We start from the raw sequence: 19407 nt of genomic DNA on the forward strand, positions 1-19407 counted from the left end.
GGCGTGCCGTTGAGGGCAACGTAGCCGTCAGAGGCAGACCGTTGAGCGCGTCATACCTGTCAGTGACGCCCCCAACGATCTTTTGTGCACCTTAAACGCCGATCACTGACACTTATCGACTGTGTGGGCCCCCTGCGCCCGATGTCTGACAGGCATTGACCAGCGGTAGACGACCCCGCCATGGCCGGGCGCCTTCCAACTGCGCAGCGAGTGCCAACAAGGTACTTTCCTCGCCAAAACGGCCGGCGAAGTGCGCGCCCATGGGCAAGCCTCGCGCGCTCCAGTGAAGCGGCACCGACATCGCCGGCTGCCCGCTGGCATTGAACAACGCGGTAAACGGCGAGTAGCTGTGGAAACGTTCGATCAATTCATCGAGGTTCAAGCGGTCGTCCTGCAGATCCAGTTCGCCGATCGGTACCGGTTCACGGGTCAGGGTCGGGCTGAGGATCACATCGTAATCACGCATGAACAGCGCCAACTGTCGGCCCAGTGCATGGATCCACTCCACCGCTGCCGCATAGCACGCGCCACTCACTCCGCCCTTGGCGCGCAGAATGATCCGCGTACGGGCTTCCAGCTCCTCGGGCTGCACCCGCGCGCCGCGTAATTGTCCCAACAGGTCGAGGTAATTTCGCGTGCTGGCGCCAATAATGGTGAACACCTGGTCGAGGAATTCCGGCAGCACGACCGGCAATCGTGCAGGCTCTACCCGATGTCCCAGGGACTCACAGAGGCTCGCGGCCTGGCGTACTGCATCCAGGCTTTGTGCAGAAGTCGGCCAGGGTCCCAGCTGTTCCACCAAGGCAATCCGCAGAGGCCGCGGCGCTTGGTGCAAGGCCGCCACGTAGGGCTGCGCCGGCAGCGGAGCAGCATAGGGAGCGCCCAAATCGATCCCGGCCGTGGCGTCGAGCAAGGCCGCGCTGTCACGTACCGATAAGGTAATGCAATGGCTGGTACCCATGCCCGCCCAGCCCTCGCCCACCATCGGCCCGGAAGGCAGCAAGCCACGGCTGGGCTTGAGGCCGAAGACCCCGCAACAGGACGCCGGTACGCGCAACGAACCGCCGCCGTCATTGCCATGGGCAAAAGGCACCACCCGCGCGGCCACCAGGGCCGCCGCCCCACCGCTGGAGCCGCCGGCGCTGTGCTCGGTGTTCCACGGATTGCGGGTGGCACCGAAGCGTGTCGATTCGGTGGAATAGGAGGTGCCGAATTCCGGTGCCGTGCTGGTGCCAACGATCAGGCAACCGGCGCGACGCAGGCGCGTCACCACCTCGGACTCGAAATCGGCGCGGGCCGTGCCCAGCGCCAGCGAACCATTGGTCATTGCGGCGCCCCGCACCGGCGTGAACAGGTCCTTGATCAGGGTCGGCACCCCGGCAAACAGTCCGCCCCGCGTCTGCGGATCCAGCGCTGCATCGCGGGCCTCGTCATAGAGACGCTCGGCCACTGCGTTCAGTTGCGGTTCAACCCGCTCCAGGCGCTCGATCACCGCCTCGACCAGTTCCACGGGCTGCACATCACCGCGCCTGACCCACGCGGCCAGGCCGGTGGCGTCTTCCTTGTCCAACAACTGCTGGATGTCTTGCATGAGGGGTACTCCGGGGTTATTTCAATGACGAATGGGTAGATGACTCGGGAGCGTTCGAACTGCGTCGCGATAACGCGGTGATCCCCCAAAGCAGCGCGGCGGCAAGGCTGGCAAAGGCCAGCCACTCGATGGTGTGATGCAAGTCACCGGCAAACGCGCCCAGCCCCGCCACCACCAGGGGACTGACGAACTGGCCGAGATACAGGCACGCGGTGAAGCCTCCCAACCCCCGGCCACGGGTGCGAGCTGTCAGGGCTTCCATCACCGGCGCCATCACATTCGGCACCAGCAGTCCTGCGCCCAGGCCATGGATCACCACCGCCAATAACACCTGGTTGTAGCTCTGCCCGCGCATCAGCAACCATAATCCCAGCCCTAGCAACAGCAGCAACACCGCATTGGTGCCGACGCTCCCCAGGCTTCGACGCAGCAGCGGCCAGGCCAGGGAACCGCCCAGGGTGGCCAGCAGCCCCAAGCCGATGGACACCCCAATCAGCGTGCTGGACGTGACCCCGAGACCCACCAGCAAAATGGGTGCCTGCACCGGCACCACAAAGCTCAACAGCATGCCGCCGAAGATCAGCAAATAACCCAGCACCAGCGGCAGGATCGCGACCCGCCGCGGTCCCTCCAGCTCAACGCACGACTGACTGCGAGCCGGCTCCCAGAGCACTTTCATCATGACCGGCACCAGCAGCAGCGGCAGCAGATAGAGAAGAAACGGCAAACGCCAGGAGTGCTCCCCCAGAGCGCCGCCCAGGACGAAGAACAAGGCACCGACCAGACCGATAGTGACCACCTGGCGATTGATGTAGCGCAGCCGCTCCTCGCCCTGCCAATAATCGGCGATCAGGGCCGCGCAACAGGTCATCACCGCTGCTTCGGTCACCCCGAACAACAGGCGTACAGCAACGATGGACAGCAGATCCCCGAGCACTGCGGGCACTGCGCCGAGCAGCGCATAAAGCAAGGTGGCGACCACCAGAAGCATCTTGCGCCCCACCCGGTCGGCGACCCAGCCGGCCAGCGGCGCGCACACAGCAATTGCCAGCGCCGGCCCGGTCACGGCCAATGGCAACAGCAGATCGGCGCGAGGCGTGAGGGGGCCGAACTCGGCACCCAGTTTGGGCAGGATCGGCGCGACCATCACCGCCCCCATAACGGTCAGACTACTGCCCAACATCAGCACCAGTCCTTCACGGCGTCCCGTGGCCTGACGCGCGACAGGCGTCGTCAGGGTCGAAGCAGAATGCACAGACGTCATGATCCAGCCCTCAGAAGCTTTGGGAAACGCGCAAGGCGACGGTGTAGCCTTCGGCGCGGTTGCGCGCGCCATGTTCTTTGTAAAGATGCAGCCAGACAGGCGGCAGCCCCGGCTTGAAGTAACTTACCGCCGGCCCCACGGCCAGCACCCGGGCACGATTACCGCGGGTCAAGCCCGGCGCATCGTCATCGGTGATCTGGCGGTAGTAGTACCCGCCAATGCCAGCGGTCCAGGGACCGAAGTGCTGACCCACGGCGAACTCGTGGCGGTACTCCACGCCGCTCTTGTAGTGGGTATCCGGGTTGCGCGTGTTGACGTCCACCTCGAAACTCGACGACACCTCGAAGCCGGTGTCGCTGATGTAGGTCGCGTTGACGATGGGAGAAAACGTCCAGTGGTTGAGCCCAGGCGAAATCAGGCGGTTCTTGTCATAGTCACCGGTGGGCGCCTGGATCTGAAACTGGGTGTTGATGAACAGGTTGGGCGATAGGTTCCACTGCAGGATCAACGGGAGTAACTGCACATCAGCCAGGCGAAACGGATCAGCCGCCAGCTTCAATGGGCCGCCCGGCGTCGGCACCTCCAGGGAAGCGTCCATCTTGAAAAAAGGCACGACGGCGCCGAAGCCATATTTGGCGCCCAACACGCTGTAGTCGGTCATGCGCATGTAGGCCAGGCCGATCGATAGCACGTCCAGGGAGAAGTGGTTGTCCAGGGAACGCCCGTGGCGATCTTTCTGCACGGTGGCCGAATAGAACGCCGTGCGCAGGCCCAGTGTGCCGAACGGCGTGGCCGGCGGCATCATCCCGGCGCCGAAGTCATAAACGCCCACAGCGGTGGTCGGCGCCCCGTTTTCAGTGGCCTGTGCGGCGGTACACAGGCTGAACAGGCCCAGGGTGAACAAGGTGACGCGACTGACGTTGGCTTTGTTGTTGTAAATCATCGGATGTCCCTCCCAACCAAATGGTGTGGGTCATCCTAGTAACGCCCCGGCAGGTGGGTTATCCGTTTTCAGCACAGTTAATGGCGACGCAATGTCTGCGAGGGAGATTCCCCGAACAGGGTACGGTAATCGCTGGCAAAACGACTCAGGTGCCAAAACCCCCAACGCGCCGCCACCTTTTGCACGCCGTGTTCGTCAAGGCTGTCTCGCAGTTCACGGCGCACCGCATTGAGGCGCAAGGCGCGCAAGTACGCCACCGGATTGATGCCCAGGGTTTCCTGGAAACAGTATTGGAGTTTGCGGCGGCTGGCGCCGATGTGATTGCACAAATCAAGGATCGACAACGGTTCATCCAGATGCCCCAACGCGTATTCCCTGGCGCGATCGACCATGCGTTTGCGCGCGGTCGGACTGAGGGGCGGCGCCGGGTCCGGCGCTACCAGTTCCAATAGATGCACCATCACCGCATCGCGGATGCCATGACGGATCGCTTCATAACCCAGCAGGCTGTCGCGTGCCTGATCGGCAGTGGCAAACTCATCGAACAGTGCCGTCAGCTCGGCCTGCACCGAGGAATTCCTCAAACGGTAACACTTGGGAAGATCGGTAATTCTAAAACGAGCGCCCTGGCGTTCCAGCACATGCTCCAGGGCCTGGATTTCCACCGCCATTCCCAACAAATCCAAGTGTTCGGGAGTACGCAGATCGGGCAGATGGTCACCATGGGCCACCAACAGGCTCTGCTCATGAATCGGATGCCCCGCGCAAAACACCGGCCCTTGCGCGCTCAACGGCACGCTAAAGGTAATCGCCCCTTTCCAGGCGCTGCCACTCTTGAGCATGGACTGATTGGAGCGATCCCGTACCAGCTGCATCCAGCCCGCGCGGAACTCGATCAATTCGCCTTCGAAGCGCCCGGGGGTCAGTTGGTCATAGCGTACCTCCCAGCCACCCATGTTCTGTGCGTGCTGATCGATATCGTTGGTGCTATGGCGGTGAATCACTGCAGTCATGTCCGGTATGCCGGTCGTACTTTCGACGACTTTATTATGGTTATTCATCGACCTGTCCTGATGGGCACACAACGCTTACAGACAGTTGAGAAGGCAAATTTCATTCCGCTACGCCAGGCACCAGCACAATTGTGCCGAAAACGGCTAATCGCGAAAGGCCGGCCAGCCGCATGGAGGCCCATCCTGCCGGCTGGCATTCGGCAAGGCTTGAGCGTCATGGGCACACTCAAACTATCTGTTCCAGGATCAGTGGCCACAATTCACCGCCGGGGTCTACGCTTGCAGAGGCTTGAGCTAAAACGCCACCTCATCGGAGCAGCCATTGAACGCAAGAATCTGCGGGTTTCTCGACTTCTGCGGCCAATCGAACTTGACGCACCTGCGACAGATGGGCGAACGCCCCGCAGTGACGCAGGCCGCCGAGCTGTGGTTCACGCAACAGCCCGGGGTTTCCTGCGGCCTCGCGGCCACGCGGGTGCATCCGGCAGCCAGGGCGCAAACCGCGACCCACTGGGTGATTGCCTGTGAGGGTTGGCTGGAACAACAAGACACGGGCCGGCAGCCGCAAGCATCAGTCGATTCGCCCGAGGCGGGACTGGTTGCCATACTGGAGGGCGGCGTTGAGCACTTCGCGCAGTTGAACGGCGAATTCGCGTTGGCTGCGCTCAACCTTTGCAGCCAGAAAGGCTACCTCATCCGAGACCGCTGGGGCACCAAACCGCTTTATTACAGCTGGGTCGGATCACTGCTGGTATTCGCGGCGGACCTGCGCTCGCTGACCGGGCACCCGAGCCTGAACGTCCAGTTGGACCGCGACCAGCTCGCCGCCTATTTTGCCTACGATGCGGTCCCTACGCCCTTCAGCCTAGTGAAGAATGTCCGCAAGCTGAACCCTGGTCATGCCCTGGTAATCGATTTCAAGCGGGGCTGCGCCCAAGAGGTGAGCTACTGGCATCTCGCCGATGGCCTCAACGAGCCCGCCGAGCACCTTGACGAACAGACGGCCAGGCAGTCGCTGCATGAACTGTTCGCGCAAGCGGTACAGCGCCGGCAGCGGCGCTACCCCGATGCAGGTGTGTTCCTCACCAGCGGTTATGACAGCAGCCTGATCGCCGCCTTGCTGCAGCGTGAAAGCGCCGCGCCGATCAATACGTTCTGCGTGGGCTTCAATATGCCCTCGCTGGATGAAACAGCCCGTGCCGAAGCCATTGCCGCGCGGCTCGGTTGCCGTCACACAACCTTGCTCTGCCAGAGTGAGGATGTGCTGCGCCTGACCGCTGAGTTGCCCTATGCCTACGACGAGCCGATGGGCGTGCACTCACTGGTGCCGACCTTGTTCGGTTGGCTGGCGGCGTCCGAGCAGGTTGCCGGCGTGTACTCGGGAGACGGTTCTTCAACCCTCATCGGCCCCGGCGACCCGCATCGACTCTTCGGGCCCAACGCCCTGCCGGACTGGCCCGCCGGCCACGGCATCGACGCCGATACGTTGCAGATCCAGCGCGCACGGCGAGGCGCGGCCTTGCGTTACACCGAAGACACTGAACTCGCCGCCCTGCTGAACTTCGCCTACGTGCTGCCCGCCGGGCATTACCGAAGCCTGGACCGTCTGCTGCCGGCCGCCAATCGCCTGCAACACGCCAGCAATCTGATCCACCATGGCGAACAGGCGCCCTCAGCGGCAGACCGAATGTTCCCGCGTGTCGACAAAGCCGCGCACTGGTGTCGATCAAGCGCCCTGTACCCATTTACCGACAACGCTCTGCTGGACTTCGCCCTGCGTCTGCCGGCGCGTTTCAAATACCGTGACGGCGAAAACAAATACCTGTTCAAGCAAGTGGTACGCGAGGTGGTCGGTGCCGACATCATGAACAATCCGAAAATGGGTTTCGAAAGTCCTAACTGGCAATGGCTCAACAGCAGTTGCCGAACCCTGCTTGACGATTACCTCTGCGAGAACAAGCTGGCCGACCACGGGCTGTTCAACATCGGCGAGGTCAATCGCTTGCGCCAGACCTTGACCCACTCCGCTGATCTGGCTCTGCAAAAGCGCAGCGCCAGTCGCCTGCGCCAGCTCCTTTACGTGCAACTGTGGATCGAACACTGGCAGCGCTACGGCCTGCGTACCTGATCACTGCCGGTCCTACTGCGAGCATTCGCCATGTTATACGAAGCGGAACAGGGTAATTTTTGTCTGATGGCAACCGGCGATCTGCTGGTATCGCGCCGTCTTGGCGTGTTCAGGGAGCCGGCCTACCTCGCCTTGCGAGAGTTGCTGCGGGGTGCCGATATGACGCTGGGCAACCTCGAAACGGTGCTGCACCGTTTCGAGCACTGGCCGGGTATCGCCGGGGGAACTTTCACGGGATGCCCTCCCGAGATTCTCGCCGACCTGAGATGGCTCGGCTTCGGATTATTGTCGGTGGCAAACAACCATGCCTCGGACTACGGTATCCCCGGCCTGCTGGGCACCCTGGAGCACCTCGAGCGTGCCGGATTTGCGTATGCCGGCGCTGGCACCGATCTGTTCGACGCCTCGGAGCCGACCTACGTGGAGACCGCTGCCGGTCGGGTCGCGCTGCTGGCCTGCAGCGCGAGCTTCGCCCCCGGCAGCGAGGCCATGACGCAACACCACGGCCATTGCGGCCGACCTGGGATCAATCCGCTGCTTTACCAGCGGCGCTACCAGGTTGATGAAGCGTCGATTCTGGCACTGGCCCGGTTGCGCCACCAACTGGGGCTGGATACCGCTGAACCGCAGCGCAGAAACCTCGTCGACCCGTGCCCGCCGGCGGCCGAAGCGCCTCAACGCCTGGAAGTGTTTGGCCAGTCCTTCGAGCTGTCCGAGGGCTTTTCCCTCCATACAGAACTGGATCAGACTGACGCTCGACGGCACACGCGCCGGGTTGGCGAAGCCAAGGCCATGGCCGACTGGGTCATCGTTTCCTGTCACTGGCACGAACGAGGCACTTCAGCCGATGAGCCGCCCGCGTTCCTGCGGGATTTCGCCCGGCGCTGCATCGACGCGGGCGCCGATGTGTTCGTGGCCCACGGCCCGCATACGATCCGCGGCATCGAAATATACAAAGATCGCCCGATCTTTTATTCCATGGGCAATTTCGTGTTCCAGAACGAAACCGTGATCAGGCAACCTTCAGCCAGCTACCAGGCGTTCAACCTCGGTCCGGACGCCAGCATCAGTGATCTGCAAAACGCCAAAACGCGCCACGGCACCACCGGCTTCGCGCATTTCGAAGAGTATTGGCGCAGTTTTATCGCCCAGGTCTCGTTCCGCAAAGGCGCCCTGGCCGGCGTGCGGCTACACCCCATCGATCTAGGATTCGGCCTGCCACGCAGCCAGCATGGACGTCCGGTATTGGCCGCGGGCGACGTCGCGGCAAAGACCCTCGCAGAGCTACAAGCGCTGTCCAGCCGCTATGGCACCGTGATCATCAGTGACCGCAACGTGGGTGAGGTACGCCTTTAGATCTGCCGCCACGACCCGGCCCTTGCCCCCTCTCACCTGCTGTTCCAGAAAGCGTCCCAGGTCGCCAGCCACCCGTGCCAGCCCTACCGCGCCTTCGCTCATGGCGTGACTGCTGCCCTGGTAAATCTTCAGTTCAGGCAAGGCGTGTGAGTCGTTGAAGCGTTGCCAATAGTCAGTCGAATGTTGCAGGTGAACGTGATCATCCGCGTCGCCATGCAGGATCAACAGCGTGTCTTGCGCCAGGGTGGGGGAAAATTGCGGACTGCCTGCCTGGTAGGCCGAGGCATGGGTACTCAACAGCCCACGATAGCGCTCCTGGTAAATGCCGTAGTGCAGCAGCGGGTTGGCCATCGGCGCCACGGCAATCCCGGCGCGGAACAGGCCGGGATTGGCCGCCAGCAGATTCAACACCATCGTGCCGCCCTCACTCCAGCCGAATACCGCTATCCGCTCTGGATCAACCTGTGGCCACGTCGCTACGCGACGGCAGATATCAGCCTGATCGGCACAATTGTCCACGCCCAGGCGGTGCTTTATCCCTTTGCGCCAGCTGCGTCCCTTCAAACAGGGTGTACCGAGGGGATCGGAGACCACCACGAGGTAACCGAGATCGGCAAGAAAACGACTCCAGCGTGAAGGATAGCCATCGCTCACTTGCTGCGTCATGGGGTAGCCGTAGACCAGAAATACCAGTGGATACGCGTATCCAGCCTCAAACCCCGGGGGAAGCAGGCACCTGACATCGCGATACACCCCTTCCCTGCCCCCTAATTGCGCCGCCAGAACACGTGCGCCCAGGGGTTGAGCATCGACACCCGCCCCGCGCACCGGAGGGCTGAGCGCCGCATGGGACGGCAAACCAATCAACGCGGTACAGGCACCACTGTCCGGGGAGGAAAACCGGTGGACGGCGAAGCGCCCGCCGGGCCCGATCTCATAGTGATTGACCCCGACACATCGCTGCGGGGTGATCCGTCGCAGCGCATGCGCCTGCGCGAGGTCCAGCGCATACAGGTAACGCTGGCCGGCGGCATGGGGAGACGCGCAAAAGTACAGCAGACGGCATTCGCCGCCGATACCGTAGAGTCTTGCCACATCAAAGCCGACCGGAGAAACAGCTTCAGCGCTGCCGTCCGACAGGCACACGCGATAGATGCGTCGCCACCCGTCCTGATCGGAAAGCCGATACACCGCCGTCCCGTCGGGGTTCACGGGCAGTTCGTCGGCGGCCCATTTGTCCGTCACCATGTCGTAGGCAATCATGTCGATCCAGGCCGGATCGTACTCGTGATAAATGCACTCGAGCCGCTCGACGGGCAACCGCCACCTCAGCAGTCGGTAATCCTGCTGCGTTCGATCCAGGGCCTGGATCAGCAGCGTCTCGTTATCCAGCCACTGCATCCGTGGCAGATAATACGGATGCGCGAGTCGCGGCATCCAGCGTATCGCCCCGGTATCGACCTCCACCACACCGATTCGCCACCGGGAGACAGGATCCGCCGGACGCGAATAGGCCAATGCGAACTTGCCGGGTGGTGCTTCACCGGCTCGCTTGGCTATCTCGTACCGAGGCACATCGGCACTATCGAACTGCCAGAACGCAATGTGCCGGCCGTCCGGCGCCCAACGAAAGCCATCACGGCAGCCGAAGCCTTCTTCGTGACCCCAGTCAAACTCGCCGTTCCACCGGTTGCCATCGCCGTCCCACGTCAAGCGCCAGGCGGGAGTGACGCCCGGCTCTTCGCAATAGATATCGTGATCGCGGACATAGGCGACCCGCTGCCCTCGAGGTGACATTTTTGCGAATGCGATCATCCTTTCCGGCTGATCCCGGGCCACGCGCACCAGCCGTTGCGTTGGCCTGTCGAACAGCCAATAGCGTCCATTGCAAGCCGAGCGCCACAGCCGTTGCGCGTCAGTGAACAGCAGCACTCGTTCATGCTCGAACTGGACTTGCACACTCTCCACGGCCAGCGGTACACCTTCGGCATCGCGCAATTGCCGCGCCGCAACCCAGGTCTCCCTGGCAGCGCGCCCAATAGCGTAACGCTCCAGGGCACAGCCGCTGTCAGTCACCACCAGCCGAACATAGTGCTCGCCGTCGGGATCCCAATGAACCTGGTTAGCGCCGCCGGGCCGCTGCGTGGGAGGTGGAAAATACCGCTGCACCGCAGCGTCCACCCGTTGCTCCCGGCTATCGGACATGGGCCGCGGCCTGTACAGGTGCGCTGAAGACGCCCGATGCCAACAGCCGCCGCTCCAGATACTCATGCATGGGCCGGGCGATGCCGCAACGCAACTGCTCATCAGCATCGACATAGCGTTCTTCTTCAGTGGCTTCGCCCATGATGAAGCCCGAACACGGTCCATGGAATTCGCAGCGCTGACAGGTCTTGTGCATACGCTCCCGGGCTTGCGCCACGACGCGGGCATACACCGCTCCCGACTGCATCTCCTGAAGTGAAGTGGTGAACAGGTTGCCGTGGCAAAGCGGCTCGAAATAGGCATCGGCAATCGAATACAACGACCCGTCCGTACCCACGATATAGACCACTTCATCCATACGCTTGTCGTAGACGGCATGTCCCTGCGTGCCCAGGGTGAGCTTGCGCACGACATGCGTCAGGTAATCTTCCAGCGGCCGTACGCGCAACACGCGATCAGAGTTCAGCCACAGATCGGCCACCCGCGTGAAGGCCGCGACAATCTCCTCGGCAGACAACGCGAGTTGGTCTTGCTGCCCGGAAAACGCCTTGCGATAGATTGGCAGCAACCGCAGGCTGTAGCCGTGTTCCGCGACGTAGCGATAAATATCTTCGACATGCTCCACGTTCGAGCGCGACAGTACCGAGATGCAGCCGAAGCGGATACCTTCCTGCTTCAGCCGCGCCATATTGCGCTTGACCAGATCCTCTATCGGACGGCCAGCGCGACTCACGCGGTGATCGCCGAAAAAATCGATGGATACGCTCATGCCGTGAAAGAAGCCGTTGATCAGTCCCAGGGTTGTCTGCGTCAACGTGGTGAGGTTGGTTTGCAAGCTATTACGATATTCAATCCCGGCGCAGACAAAGATTTGCTGTTGCAGACGCGCAATCTGCCTGTAGTAATCGGCCTCTATCAACAACGGCTCGCCACCGTGCCAGACGAAGTTCATCAGCTTGCCTGAGTCCCGATAGTGCAAGGCGATATGACGAAACATCTTTTCGATGTCGGCCAGCGACATTCTGGCCTTTTCGCCCAGATGTTCGAATTCATAGCAATAGTGGCAACGTAAATTGCAATAGCGGGAGATCTTGATCACCCAGTCGACCGACGGGGTGGACCACAAGGCATGATTCGTCATACAGCCTCCTTATGTTCTGGCAGCAAGTCCGTCAGCGCCATCGTCAACCCGCATATTCCAGGCAATACTCAGGCGTGGGCGTTCGCTCAGGTTGCAATCCACGTGATGGTTGGTCTCGGAAGAAAAGAGCACCATCTGGCCACGACGGGGCTTTATCGAGTGACCGAGGAAGTTATTTCCTTCGGCATCGCGCGCCTTCTTCACCAACGGATTGCTGATGTAGAACGCCGCTGTCGAACCGAGGACGAGATCGCCACATCCGTCCGCCACCTCCAGGAAATACACACCACTGAGATGCCCGCCATGACGGTGAGTGACATTGAAATCGCGATGAAAGTTGATGTTGGCCCACATCGTGGTGAACACCAGTTCCTGAAACGTTAACCCATAGCTGCCGAGCAGCCCCCTCGCCACCTGCTCGATCGCGGATATCACCGGCACGAAGGGTGTCCTGTCGACAATTTCGGCCTGCCAGCCCGCGCCACGATTGGAGACGCTGCGCCCTTCACGGTTCGCTTCATGCAGCCGCCATACAGCCTGGGACATCGTCTCGCGATCAGCCTCGACGATGGGCAGTTGGGCCTCGCAGGCCAGATGCGGCAGCAGGTGCGTCAGTAAGTTGATGCCTGGGGGATTAATCATGGTTGCGCCCTGCTGCGCAGCGCTTCGACCCCGTTGCGCAGCAGTTCGGTCACCGTACGCCCTGGCAGGTCGGCGGCCGTTCGATACCAGTAGCGGCCTCTCAGGCACTCCCAGCCTTGGGCCGCCGCCTGGGAAAAATACTCAAGCGGGCCGACCTTGAAACGGCGGTTGAAACCAATCGAAAACGACAGTGCTTCGACTTCGTGCCACCACCGGCACGGCAGGTAGAGCATGTCGCCGGGCTGCAAGACGATTTCAATGCCAGAAGACAGGCGACGGGCCAATGGAAAGCGCTGATAGTCCGGGGCGCGCACATCCACCCGCGATCGTCTCGAAAACCCACTTTCCAGGTGATGGATCGGATAAAGAAAACTGTAGTCCGAGGGAGGATAGAGTCTGACCCGCTTCTGTCCGTGGACTTGCAGCAAGAACGCCTGCCACAAGTCGTAGTGCAGGCGGGCGCGGATACCGGCCGAGGCGATGTAGTTGGACGAACCGCAGTAGTCATAGCCGCCAGGCCAGAAAGCCTCGTCGAGGAACGCCGGGGGTGTCTGACCGCCGAAAACGTAGATATTTTCCGGCCCCGCGGTGCTCGATGCCGCTTGCGCTGACTGCAACTGGAACACATCAGTCACAGGCATGGTCGTGGTCGCGCCCATCTCGCGAAGCCTGAACGAGGCCACCGCGACATCGCTTGAGTCGGCCGGTAAACGACAGACTTCAACGTTGTGCCCAGTCCAGCCGGGATGAGCCGGGCCCAGCGCCGCCGGATCGCTCAGCCACCCCCGACAGATGAACGGGCGTACCGGAACGGCTCCATGACGGACCTGGCCGGGTTCCAGGACCTGCAGGGAGGACCTGTCCATGAATGCTTGGGTCGACATGAGCGCACTGGCTCCCCTGGGGGAAAGAGTGCCGGCGTTCGTACTCAATCACCGCTTGCACGCACGCCGGACATAGGATGGAGCGGCCCAGTCAACGGGTGCGTCGACCGGGTCCCTCGGCCAGTGACTCAGTTGCTGACGTCTTGCTCGGTCCAGCCCGGCAGGACGATCTGCGCTGAAATATCCTGCTCAGTCCAACCGGGTCGGGCCACTTCAGCGCAAATATCCTGCTCGCCCCAGCCGTCCCTCGCCAACACGGGCCCAGACGCCCGTGATTGTTCGCCGAGGAGTAAGGATTGGAGTTGCAGAAGGTGTTTGCTTGCACTTTCGGAAATAGCGAAGTTAGTCATTGCCGTTCTTCCTTAATAGTTTATCCAACCGGTCCATGGCAGCGTCTCAGCCAACTTCGCCCAGTGTACTGCCAGGCCCTACGCGCAACACTTTTACCGCACCTCATAGAGTTCGGCCGGGCCGCCCCCTATGTCCTTGACCCGGGCCTGCCAGGCCGTCTCGTCGGCGCCCGTGAAGACTGCGTTGAAGGGGCCTGGAGGCAGGTCGAAAGCAATGAGCGCCCTCGACGATACTTGAACCCGTCACCGTCGAAGAATGAAACCCGGCAGGGAAACATGTGGCTCTTGCAGGAGACGATAGCCCCTATTTTTACGACCGCAAGGAAATCAACTTTAAATAGCCGCATCGCTTTATAAAGAAAAGCAACATACTTAATCGCATTTCGAAATTAATAAATCTCGAGACTGCCCGGCGGATTCAAGGTGATTGCCTTGGCTCGCTGAGCAAGCGCCGCAGCTTACCCAGCCAGGCACGCCAGCCTAGAATTTGTGAAGCCAATTGAGCACCAGTTTACTGCCCTCGGAGCGATTCTCGGCCTGTTGTTCGAAGTAGGTGTTCAGCGTCAGGAGGTTTTCCCGGCTGAAGGTGTAAATCAGTCCCGGCCCAATCGCCCAGACCTTTTCCCGGCGGCCGCTGACGGCGTGCCCCTCAACCTCGGTGTCGGTAATCTGCCTCAACCAGTAGCCATTCAACCCCACGCTCAATTGCTCAGTGAGCGCGTATTGCAGGGTCAGGTTGGCATGCAAGGCCTGGCCGGCCTGGGTATCGGAGACATCACCAAAGGCCGCTTGCGGATCATCGTTCTTGCCGTTCCACAGATACATGAAACGCCCACTCGCCGACCATTTGGGGCTGAACCAGTAAGTCGCTGCGTAATAGGGGTTGAACGACCAGAAGTGACTGCCCGGGTTGATCGAACGCTGGCGATCATAGGCGCCTAGCGGTATCGCTACATCAGCCTCGATACGTTGAGTCAGCAGTGGGCTGCCGTCGGCCCGGGTCAGGGTCGGCAGTTGCAGAAAAGCGCCAAGCACCAGGTCGCCCAATCCCGAACGGGAACTGAGTGCCGCATTGTTCAAACCATCATCGACATCGACCTGGGCCAGCGATGTATTGATCAGGGTAAAGCCGGGCATCGCGCCATTCGCCCAGGGCTGGCCGACATAAATAATTTGCGTGGTCGGCGCGATGACCTCCAGATCCTGCCGGGGCAAGGGCAGTTTGTTGCCATTGGCATCATTGAAACGGCTGGCCCGGGAGTACGTCAGGTATTGCTCCAGATACCAGCCGGGCCCCGCTGGAGCCGGGGAGCCATCATAGAAACTGGTGGTGCCCAGGTTCATCCCGGGCAGGTCATAAGCGTGCGCGATAGACGACAGTGCGACAAAAACAGTGGCCGCAGCCACCCGCAAGATTGGCTTGAGCATCTTGTAAGTCCTGTATTTTTTATTGTTGTTCAAGATCCCCGGCGCGTTGGCGCCGACACCGGGGTTTGCCGCAGGGGCAACCGCTACACGTAGGTGGCCGCCAAGCCTCCGTCCACCGGCAGATTGACCCCGTTGATCCAGCGCGCGGCGTCCGAGCAAAGGAAGGCGATCACCGCCGCCACCTCATCAGCCAGCGCGGGACGCGTCATACGCAGACTGTCCTGGGCCACCCGTTCTGGCCCGAGCATGTTGACAAAGTCCCCGAGGATCGGCGTGAACACCGGACCTGGCGCCACGCAGTTGATACGCACCGCGTGATCACGAAACCAGCGGCATGCTTGCTGAAAGCTCCAGACGATCAGCGCTTCCTTGAAGTACTGATAACAACTGGCCTGTTCCACTGGATTGGACGCCAGCCACTGGCGACCTGCCGCATAGCTTTCGGTGGCTGCCAGCGCCTTGTGCAGTTCCAGGCGTTGTGGCCATTGCGCGCCAAGGATCGAGGCGACATTCACGACACTGCCGCCCGCCGGCATACGCGGCAGCAGCCTGTGCGTGAGATGGCGCAACCCCAGATAGTTGACGTCGGCCACGGCCTGTACCGATGCAGTACCGGGCACGCCAGCGACGTTGCACAGGGCATCGACTCGCGCCGGCAAACACGCCACCAAGGCATCGATACTGGCAGGGTCGCCGAGGTCGGCCTGGAAGAAACCATCCAGGGTCAACTGCGGCTCATGACGATCGACACCGATCACCGTGGCCCCCTGGAAACGTGCCAGACGCGCCAATTCGGCGCCGATGCCGGATGCGACGCCGGTGACGATCAGGGTTTTATTCTGCAGGTTCATGTTCAAGCCCTCTTATTGTTGTATAGGCACGCGCATAGCAATCCAATGAGCCCCGGCTCAGAAGGGGTAAGCCGGCGGCGTATTTTTCACGGTGACCCATTGCCACTGGCTGTACTCGTCCCAGTCGGCCGGACCGCCCACACTGCCACCATTGCCCGACGCGCCGCGCCCGCCGAACGGGTTGACGCATTCGTCGGCCACGGTCTGGTCGTTGATGTGCAGCAGGCCGCAATCCAACCGCTCGCCAATCGCCATGGCGCGCCCCACCGACGGCGAGATGATCGCTGCCGAGAGCCCGTATTCAGTACGATTGGCCAGTTCGACGGCCTCCTCGTCACTGGAAAAACTCACCACCGTCGCGACCGGCCCGAAGATTTCGTCCTCAAAGGCGCGCATCCCCGGGCGTACACCGCTGAGCACGGTTGGTTGATAGAACAGTCGGTCAAATTCGCCGCCCGCTTCCAGACGTGCACCGGCCTGCACGCTGTCGTTGACAATGTCATGCACTCGCTGCAATTGCCGTTGGTTAATCAACGGACCAAGCACCGCTTCACCACGGGCGGCATTGCCCACGGTCAGGGCCCGGGCCTTGTCCACCAGCTTGCGGGTCAGGCTGGCGACGATGGACTCGTGGGCGAGAATCAACCCGGTCGCCATGCAGATCTGTCCCTGGTGCAGCCAGGCGCCCCAAGCCGCATTGCTCGCGGCCAGGTCCAGGTCGGCATCCTCGAGAATGATCAGCGGGTTTTTCCCACCCAGTTCAAGCGCGACTTTTTTCAGATGCCGTCCGGCTACCTCCGCCACCTTGCGCCCGGCCCCCGTGGAACCGGTAAAGGCGATCATCCGCACATTCGGATCGCGACACAGCGCCTCGCCGACAGGGGCCGGGCCAGGCAATACCTGCAGCAGCCCCTTGGGCAGACCCGCCGCCTCGAACAGCCGGGCGATGATGAAGCCGCCGCTGACGGGGGTCTGCGGGTCGGGCTTGAGCACCACGGCATTGCCCGTGGCCAAGGCCGGCGCCACCGAGCGCAGCGACAACACCAAGGGGAAATTAAACGGCGAGATCACCCCCACCACCCCGTGGGGCTGACGCCGTGCATAGGACAAGCGCCCCGCTGCGCTCGGCAGCACCACCCCGTGGGCTTGCGAAAGCAGGCCGGCGGCCTGATGCAACAGGACGATCGCTTCGCGGACTTCATGCTCGCCCTTGAACAGCGCGGCTCCCGTTTCCCGGGCGACGTACAACGCCAGTTCGGCAAACGACTGCTGGGCCCATCCCGCGGCCCGGCGAAACACCTCGGCTCGCTCTCGAGGGCCAAGCGCGGCCCACGCTGGCTGGGCCAACGCCGCACTGCGGCAGGCCGTGGCCATATCGACTACATCGGCCATCGCGCAACGCATCAAGCGCTCGCCAGTGGCAGGTTCGATCACCGGTATCACGGAACCCGAGGCAGGTACCCAGTCACCATTGAAGATGCATTCGGACTCAAGCGCCCGTGGCAATAGAGGGATAGTTTCAGACACTGACATTGCGCACTCCCGGTTCTTGTAATTGTCATCGCTTGCACGGCACATGGGCCGGCGCAAACGCCGCACCCAGGCTTGAGCAAAGGCTGTGCCGATTGTCGGGAGTGGCCCACAGATAAAATGCCAAAGGCTCTAACCCGTGGCCTGCCGGCACAAGGTCGCAGACAGTGCGCGCCTCGATGGCAGAAACCCCACAGCGGGCACTTGTTCAATTGATAAGGTTATGTTTAATAACTATCTGCACAGTTGCTCATAACGTTCATTCGCTTTCCAGGGGCATAACAATGACTAATCCCCACAGCTTTCCGTCTGAGCGCTCGGTTACCTGCGAGCCATTCCATCCGCGCGGTGACAGCCGTCAGCTCAGCGACAGCAGTTCGCCGACATCGGCAGAGCTGACCGACTGCCTGTTCTTTTCTCCCGAAGACGGGCGTATCTGGCTCAACGACCAACGCATGGTGTTATTGCATAGCGCTTCCTTCGGTGCCCTGCGTGCGGAGATCATTGAACGCCTGGGGTTGGAGCAGGCCCGTGGACTGTTTACCCGTGCGGGTTACGCGTGCGGCGCGCGGGATGCCCGACTGATACGCGAACGCTGGCCGCAGGCCGATGCCGCCGCCGTGTTTCGCGCCGGGACGCACCTGCATACCCTGGAAGGCATGACCAAAGTCGAACCCTTGCACTTTAAATTCGACGCCGACTCAGGTTTCTATGAGGGCGAGTTTCTCTGGCACCACTCCTGCGAGGCCGATGAACACGTCGCCACCTATGGCACCGGCCAGGACCCGGTATGCTGGACCGAGACCGGTTATGCCATGGGTTTTGTCAGCGGTCTGTTCGGGCAGATGGTGATCTTCCGTGAGGTGGAATGCCGGGGCATGGGCCACAGGTGTTGCCGGGTGATAGGCAAGACGTGCGCACAATGGGGCGACGTTGAGCAAGACCTGAGTTATCTGAACGTCTCCCAAACCGTCACCCGCCCCGCCGCCGCGCCCTTGCCCGACAGCCCAGTGAGCTGCGGCGCCCAGGGCGGCCAGCAGCAACCATTGATTGGTGCCAGCGCAGCCTTCAATGCCGCGACTCAGGCCTTGCAACGGGTCGCGCTGACCTCCGCCACCGTGCTGATCAGTGGTGAGTCCGGGGTCGGCAAGGAAATGTTCGCGCGCCAGCTGCACCAACTCAGCGGCCGCCACGACCGCCCCTTTATCGCACTCAATTGCGCGGCAATCCCGGATAACCTGATCGAAGCCGAACTCTTTGGCGTCGAGCGCGGTGCCTATACTGGCGCAACTCAATCGCGCCCCGGACGGTTTGAGCGGGCTCAGGGCGGGACGCTGTTTCTCGATGAAATCACCTGCCTCAGCCTGGCCGGACAAAGCAAGCTGCTACGCGCCTTGCAGGAGCGGGAAATCGAACGGGTCGGCGGCGTGCGCGGGATCAAAGTCGATGTGCGGGTGGTGGCGGCAACCAATATTGATCTGCGCAAGGCCGTGGCGGACGGTTCGTTTCGCGAAGACCTTTTCTACCGTCTCAATGTCTACCCCATCGCCCTGCCCCCGCTACGCGAACGCCGCGATGACATCCCACTGCTGATCAACGCGTTCCTCACGCGCTTCTGCCGGGAATATGCCCGCACTCCGGCAGGCCTGACCATGCGCGCCCTGAAGGTACTGCTGCGCTATGACTACGCGGGCAACGTGCGGGAGCTGCAAAACCTGATCGAGCGCGGCCTGATCGCCAGTGACGAAGGTCAGGCCATCGACCTGGTGCATCTGTTTCGCAATGAAGCCATGCCAGCGGATCCCTATGGCCTGGACGACCAAGGAGGCCTGTCGACCACCGATCTACGCCCACCCCACCCCGATAAACCATCGGCGTTGCTGGAAACCCTGGGCCAGCTGGATCAAGGGTTTTCCATCGACGGCCTCGAATCCCGCCTGATCAACGAAGCCTTGCAACAGAGTGCGGGAAATCTTGCAGCCGCGTCGAGACTGCTGGGGTTGAGTCGGGCACAGTTCGCCTATCGATTGAAGAAGCATCAGCGCCACCTACCTCAACGCTCCCAAGCGTCTTGATCCTCG

General features: G+C 61.8%; 15 protein-coding genes. 3 read left to right on the forward strand and 12 right to left on the reverse strand.

The window, feature by feature from the left end; translation table 11 throughout:
- Nucleotides 1-112: 112 nt before the first annotated feature.
- From AC6CIA_RS07275 to AC6CIA_RS07290, 4 genes are all read right to left on the reverse strand, one after another.
- A complete protein-coding gene (locus AC6CIA_RS07275) occupies nt 113-1591 on the reverse strand; it encodes an amidase (RefSeq protein WP_498311275.1) in 1479 nt (492 codons plus the stop codon).
- Nucleotides 1592-1607: 16 nt separating this feature from the next.
- Nucleotides 1608-2855 (reverse strand): MFS transporter, encoded by a 1248-nt coding sequence (locus tag AC6CIA_RS07280; protein ID WP_498311276.1) that lies wholly within the window; start codon nt 2853-2855, stop codon nt 1608-1610.
- 10 nt (nt 2856-2865) lie between these two features.
- A complete protein-coding gene (locus tag AC6CIA_RS07285) occupies nt 2866-3798 on the reverse strand; it encodes a SphA family protein (RefSeq protein WP_339529941.1) in 933 nt (310 codons plus the stop codon).
- A gap of 77 nt (nt 3799-3875) precedes the next feature.
- Complete coding sequence (locus tag AC6CIA_RS07290; protein ID WP_498311277.1) at nt 3876-4859, reverse strand: helix-turn-helix domain-containing protein; 984 nt, start codon at nt 4857-4859, stop codon at nt 3876-3878.
- Between the two features lie 274 nt (nt 4860-5133).
- On the opposite strand from AC6CIA_RS07290, the gene AC6CIA_RS07295 reads away from it, so the two are divergent.
- Both AC6CIA_RS07295 and AC6CIA_RS07300 read left to right on the forward strand, forming a co-directional pair.
- On the forward strand, nt 5134-6939 hold the full coding sequence (locus AC6CIA_RS07295) for an asparagine synthase-related protein (protein WP_498311278.1): 1806 nt from the start codon (nt 5134-5136) through the stop codon (nt 6937-6939).
- A 30-nt stretch (nt 6940-6969) separates the two neighbouring features.
- Nucleotides 6970-8295, forward strand: a complete 1326-nt coding sequence (locus AC6CIA_RS07300; protein WP_498311279.1) for a CapA family protein — start codon at nt 6970-6972, stop codon at nt 8293-8295.
- Here the strand turns inward: AC6CIA_RS07300 and AC6CIA_RS07305 are convergent.
- The 8 genes from AC6CIA_RS07305 to AC6CIA_RS07340 all read right to left on the reverse strand — a co-directional run bounded on the left by AC6CIA_RS07305 (nt 8224) and on the right by AC6CIA_RS07340 (nt 17329).
- On the reverse strand, nt 8224-10500 hold the full coding sequence (locus AC6CIA_RS07305; RefSeq protein ID WP_498311280.1) for a S9 family peptidase: 2277 nt from the start codon (nt 10498-10500) through the stop codon (nt 8224-8226). The two genes, AC6CIA_RS07300 and AC6CIA_RS07305, sit on opposite strands and share 72 nt — an antisense overlap.
- Entirely contained in the window at nt 10490-11641 is a 1152-nt protein-coding gene (locus tag AC6CIA_RS07310) for a radical SAM protein (protein WP_498311281.1), read from the reverse strand. Before AC6CIA_RS07310 ends, AC6CIA_RS07305 begins: the two co-directional genes overlap by 11 nt.
- 9 nt (nt 11642-11650) lie before the next feature.
- Nucleotides 11651-12283, reverse strand: coding sequence for a TIGR02466 family protein (locus AC6CIA_RS07315; RefSeq protein ID WP_498311282.1), 633 nt, complete (start codon nt 12281-12283; stop codon nt 11651-11653).
- Entirely contained in the window at nt 12280-13167 is an 888-nt protein-coding gene (locus AC6CIA_RS07320; RefSeq protein WP_498311283.1) for a cupin-like domain-containing protein, read from the reverse strand. The genes AC6CIA_RS07315 and AC6CIA_RS07320 overlap by 4 nt, the downstream gene beginning before the upstream one ends.
- A 128-nt stretch (nt 13168-13295) precedes the next feature.
- Nucleotides 13296-13517 (reverse strand): hypothetical protein, encoded by a 222-nt coding sequence (locus AC6CIA_RS07325; RefSeq protein WP_498311284.1) that lies wholly within the window; start codon nt 13515-13517, stop codon nt 13296-13298.
- A gap of 480 nt (nt 13518-13997) precedes the next feature.
- Nucleotides 13998-14945 (reverse strand): SphA family protein, encoded by a 948-nt coding sequence (locus AC6CIA_RS07330; protein WP_498311285.1) that lies wholly within the window; start codon nt 14943-14945, stop codon nt 13998-14000.
- An 83-nt stretch (nt 14946-15028) separates the two neighbouring features.
- Nucleotides 15029-15796, reverse strand: coding sequence for a coniferyl-alcohol dehydrogenase (locus tag AC6CIA_RS07335; protein WP_498311286.1), 768 nt, complete (start codon nt 15794-15796; stop codon nt 15029-15031).
- A gap of 57 nt (nt 15797-15853) precedes the next feature.
- On the reverse strand, nt 15854-17329 hold the full coding sequence (locus AC6CIA_RS07340) for a benzaldehyde dehydrogenase (protein WP_498311287.1): 1476 nt from the start codon (nt 17327-17329) through the stop codon (nt 15854-15856).
- A 281-nt stretch (nt 17330-17610) separates the two neighbouring features.
- Between AC6CIA_RS07340 and AC6CIA_RS07345 the strand changes: the two genes are divergently transcribed.
- Nucleotides 17611-19401: a sigma 54-interacting transcriptional regulator gene (locus AC6CIA_RS07345; protein WP_498311288.1), complete on the forward strand. Its 1791-nt coding sequence runs from the start codon at nt 17611-17613 to the stop codon at nt 19399-19401.
- Nucleotides 19402-19407 lie beyond the last annotated feature (6 nt).

The sequence above is a fragment of the Pseudomonas sp. GQ91 genome (assembly GCF_059758795.1).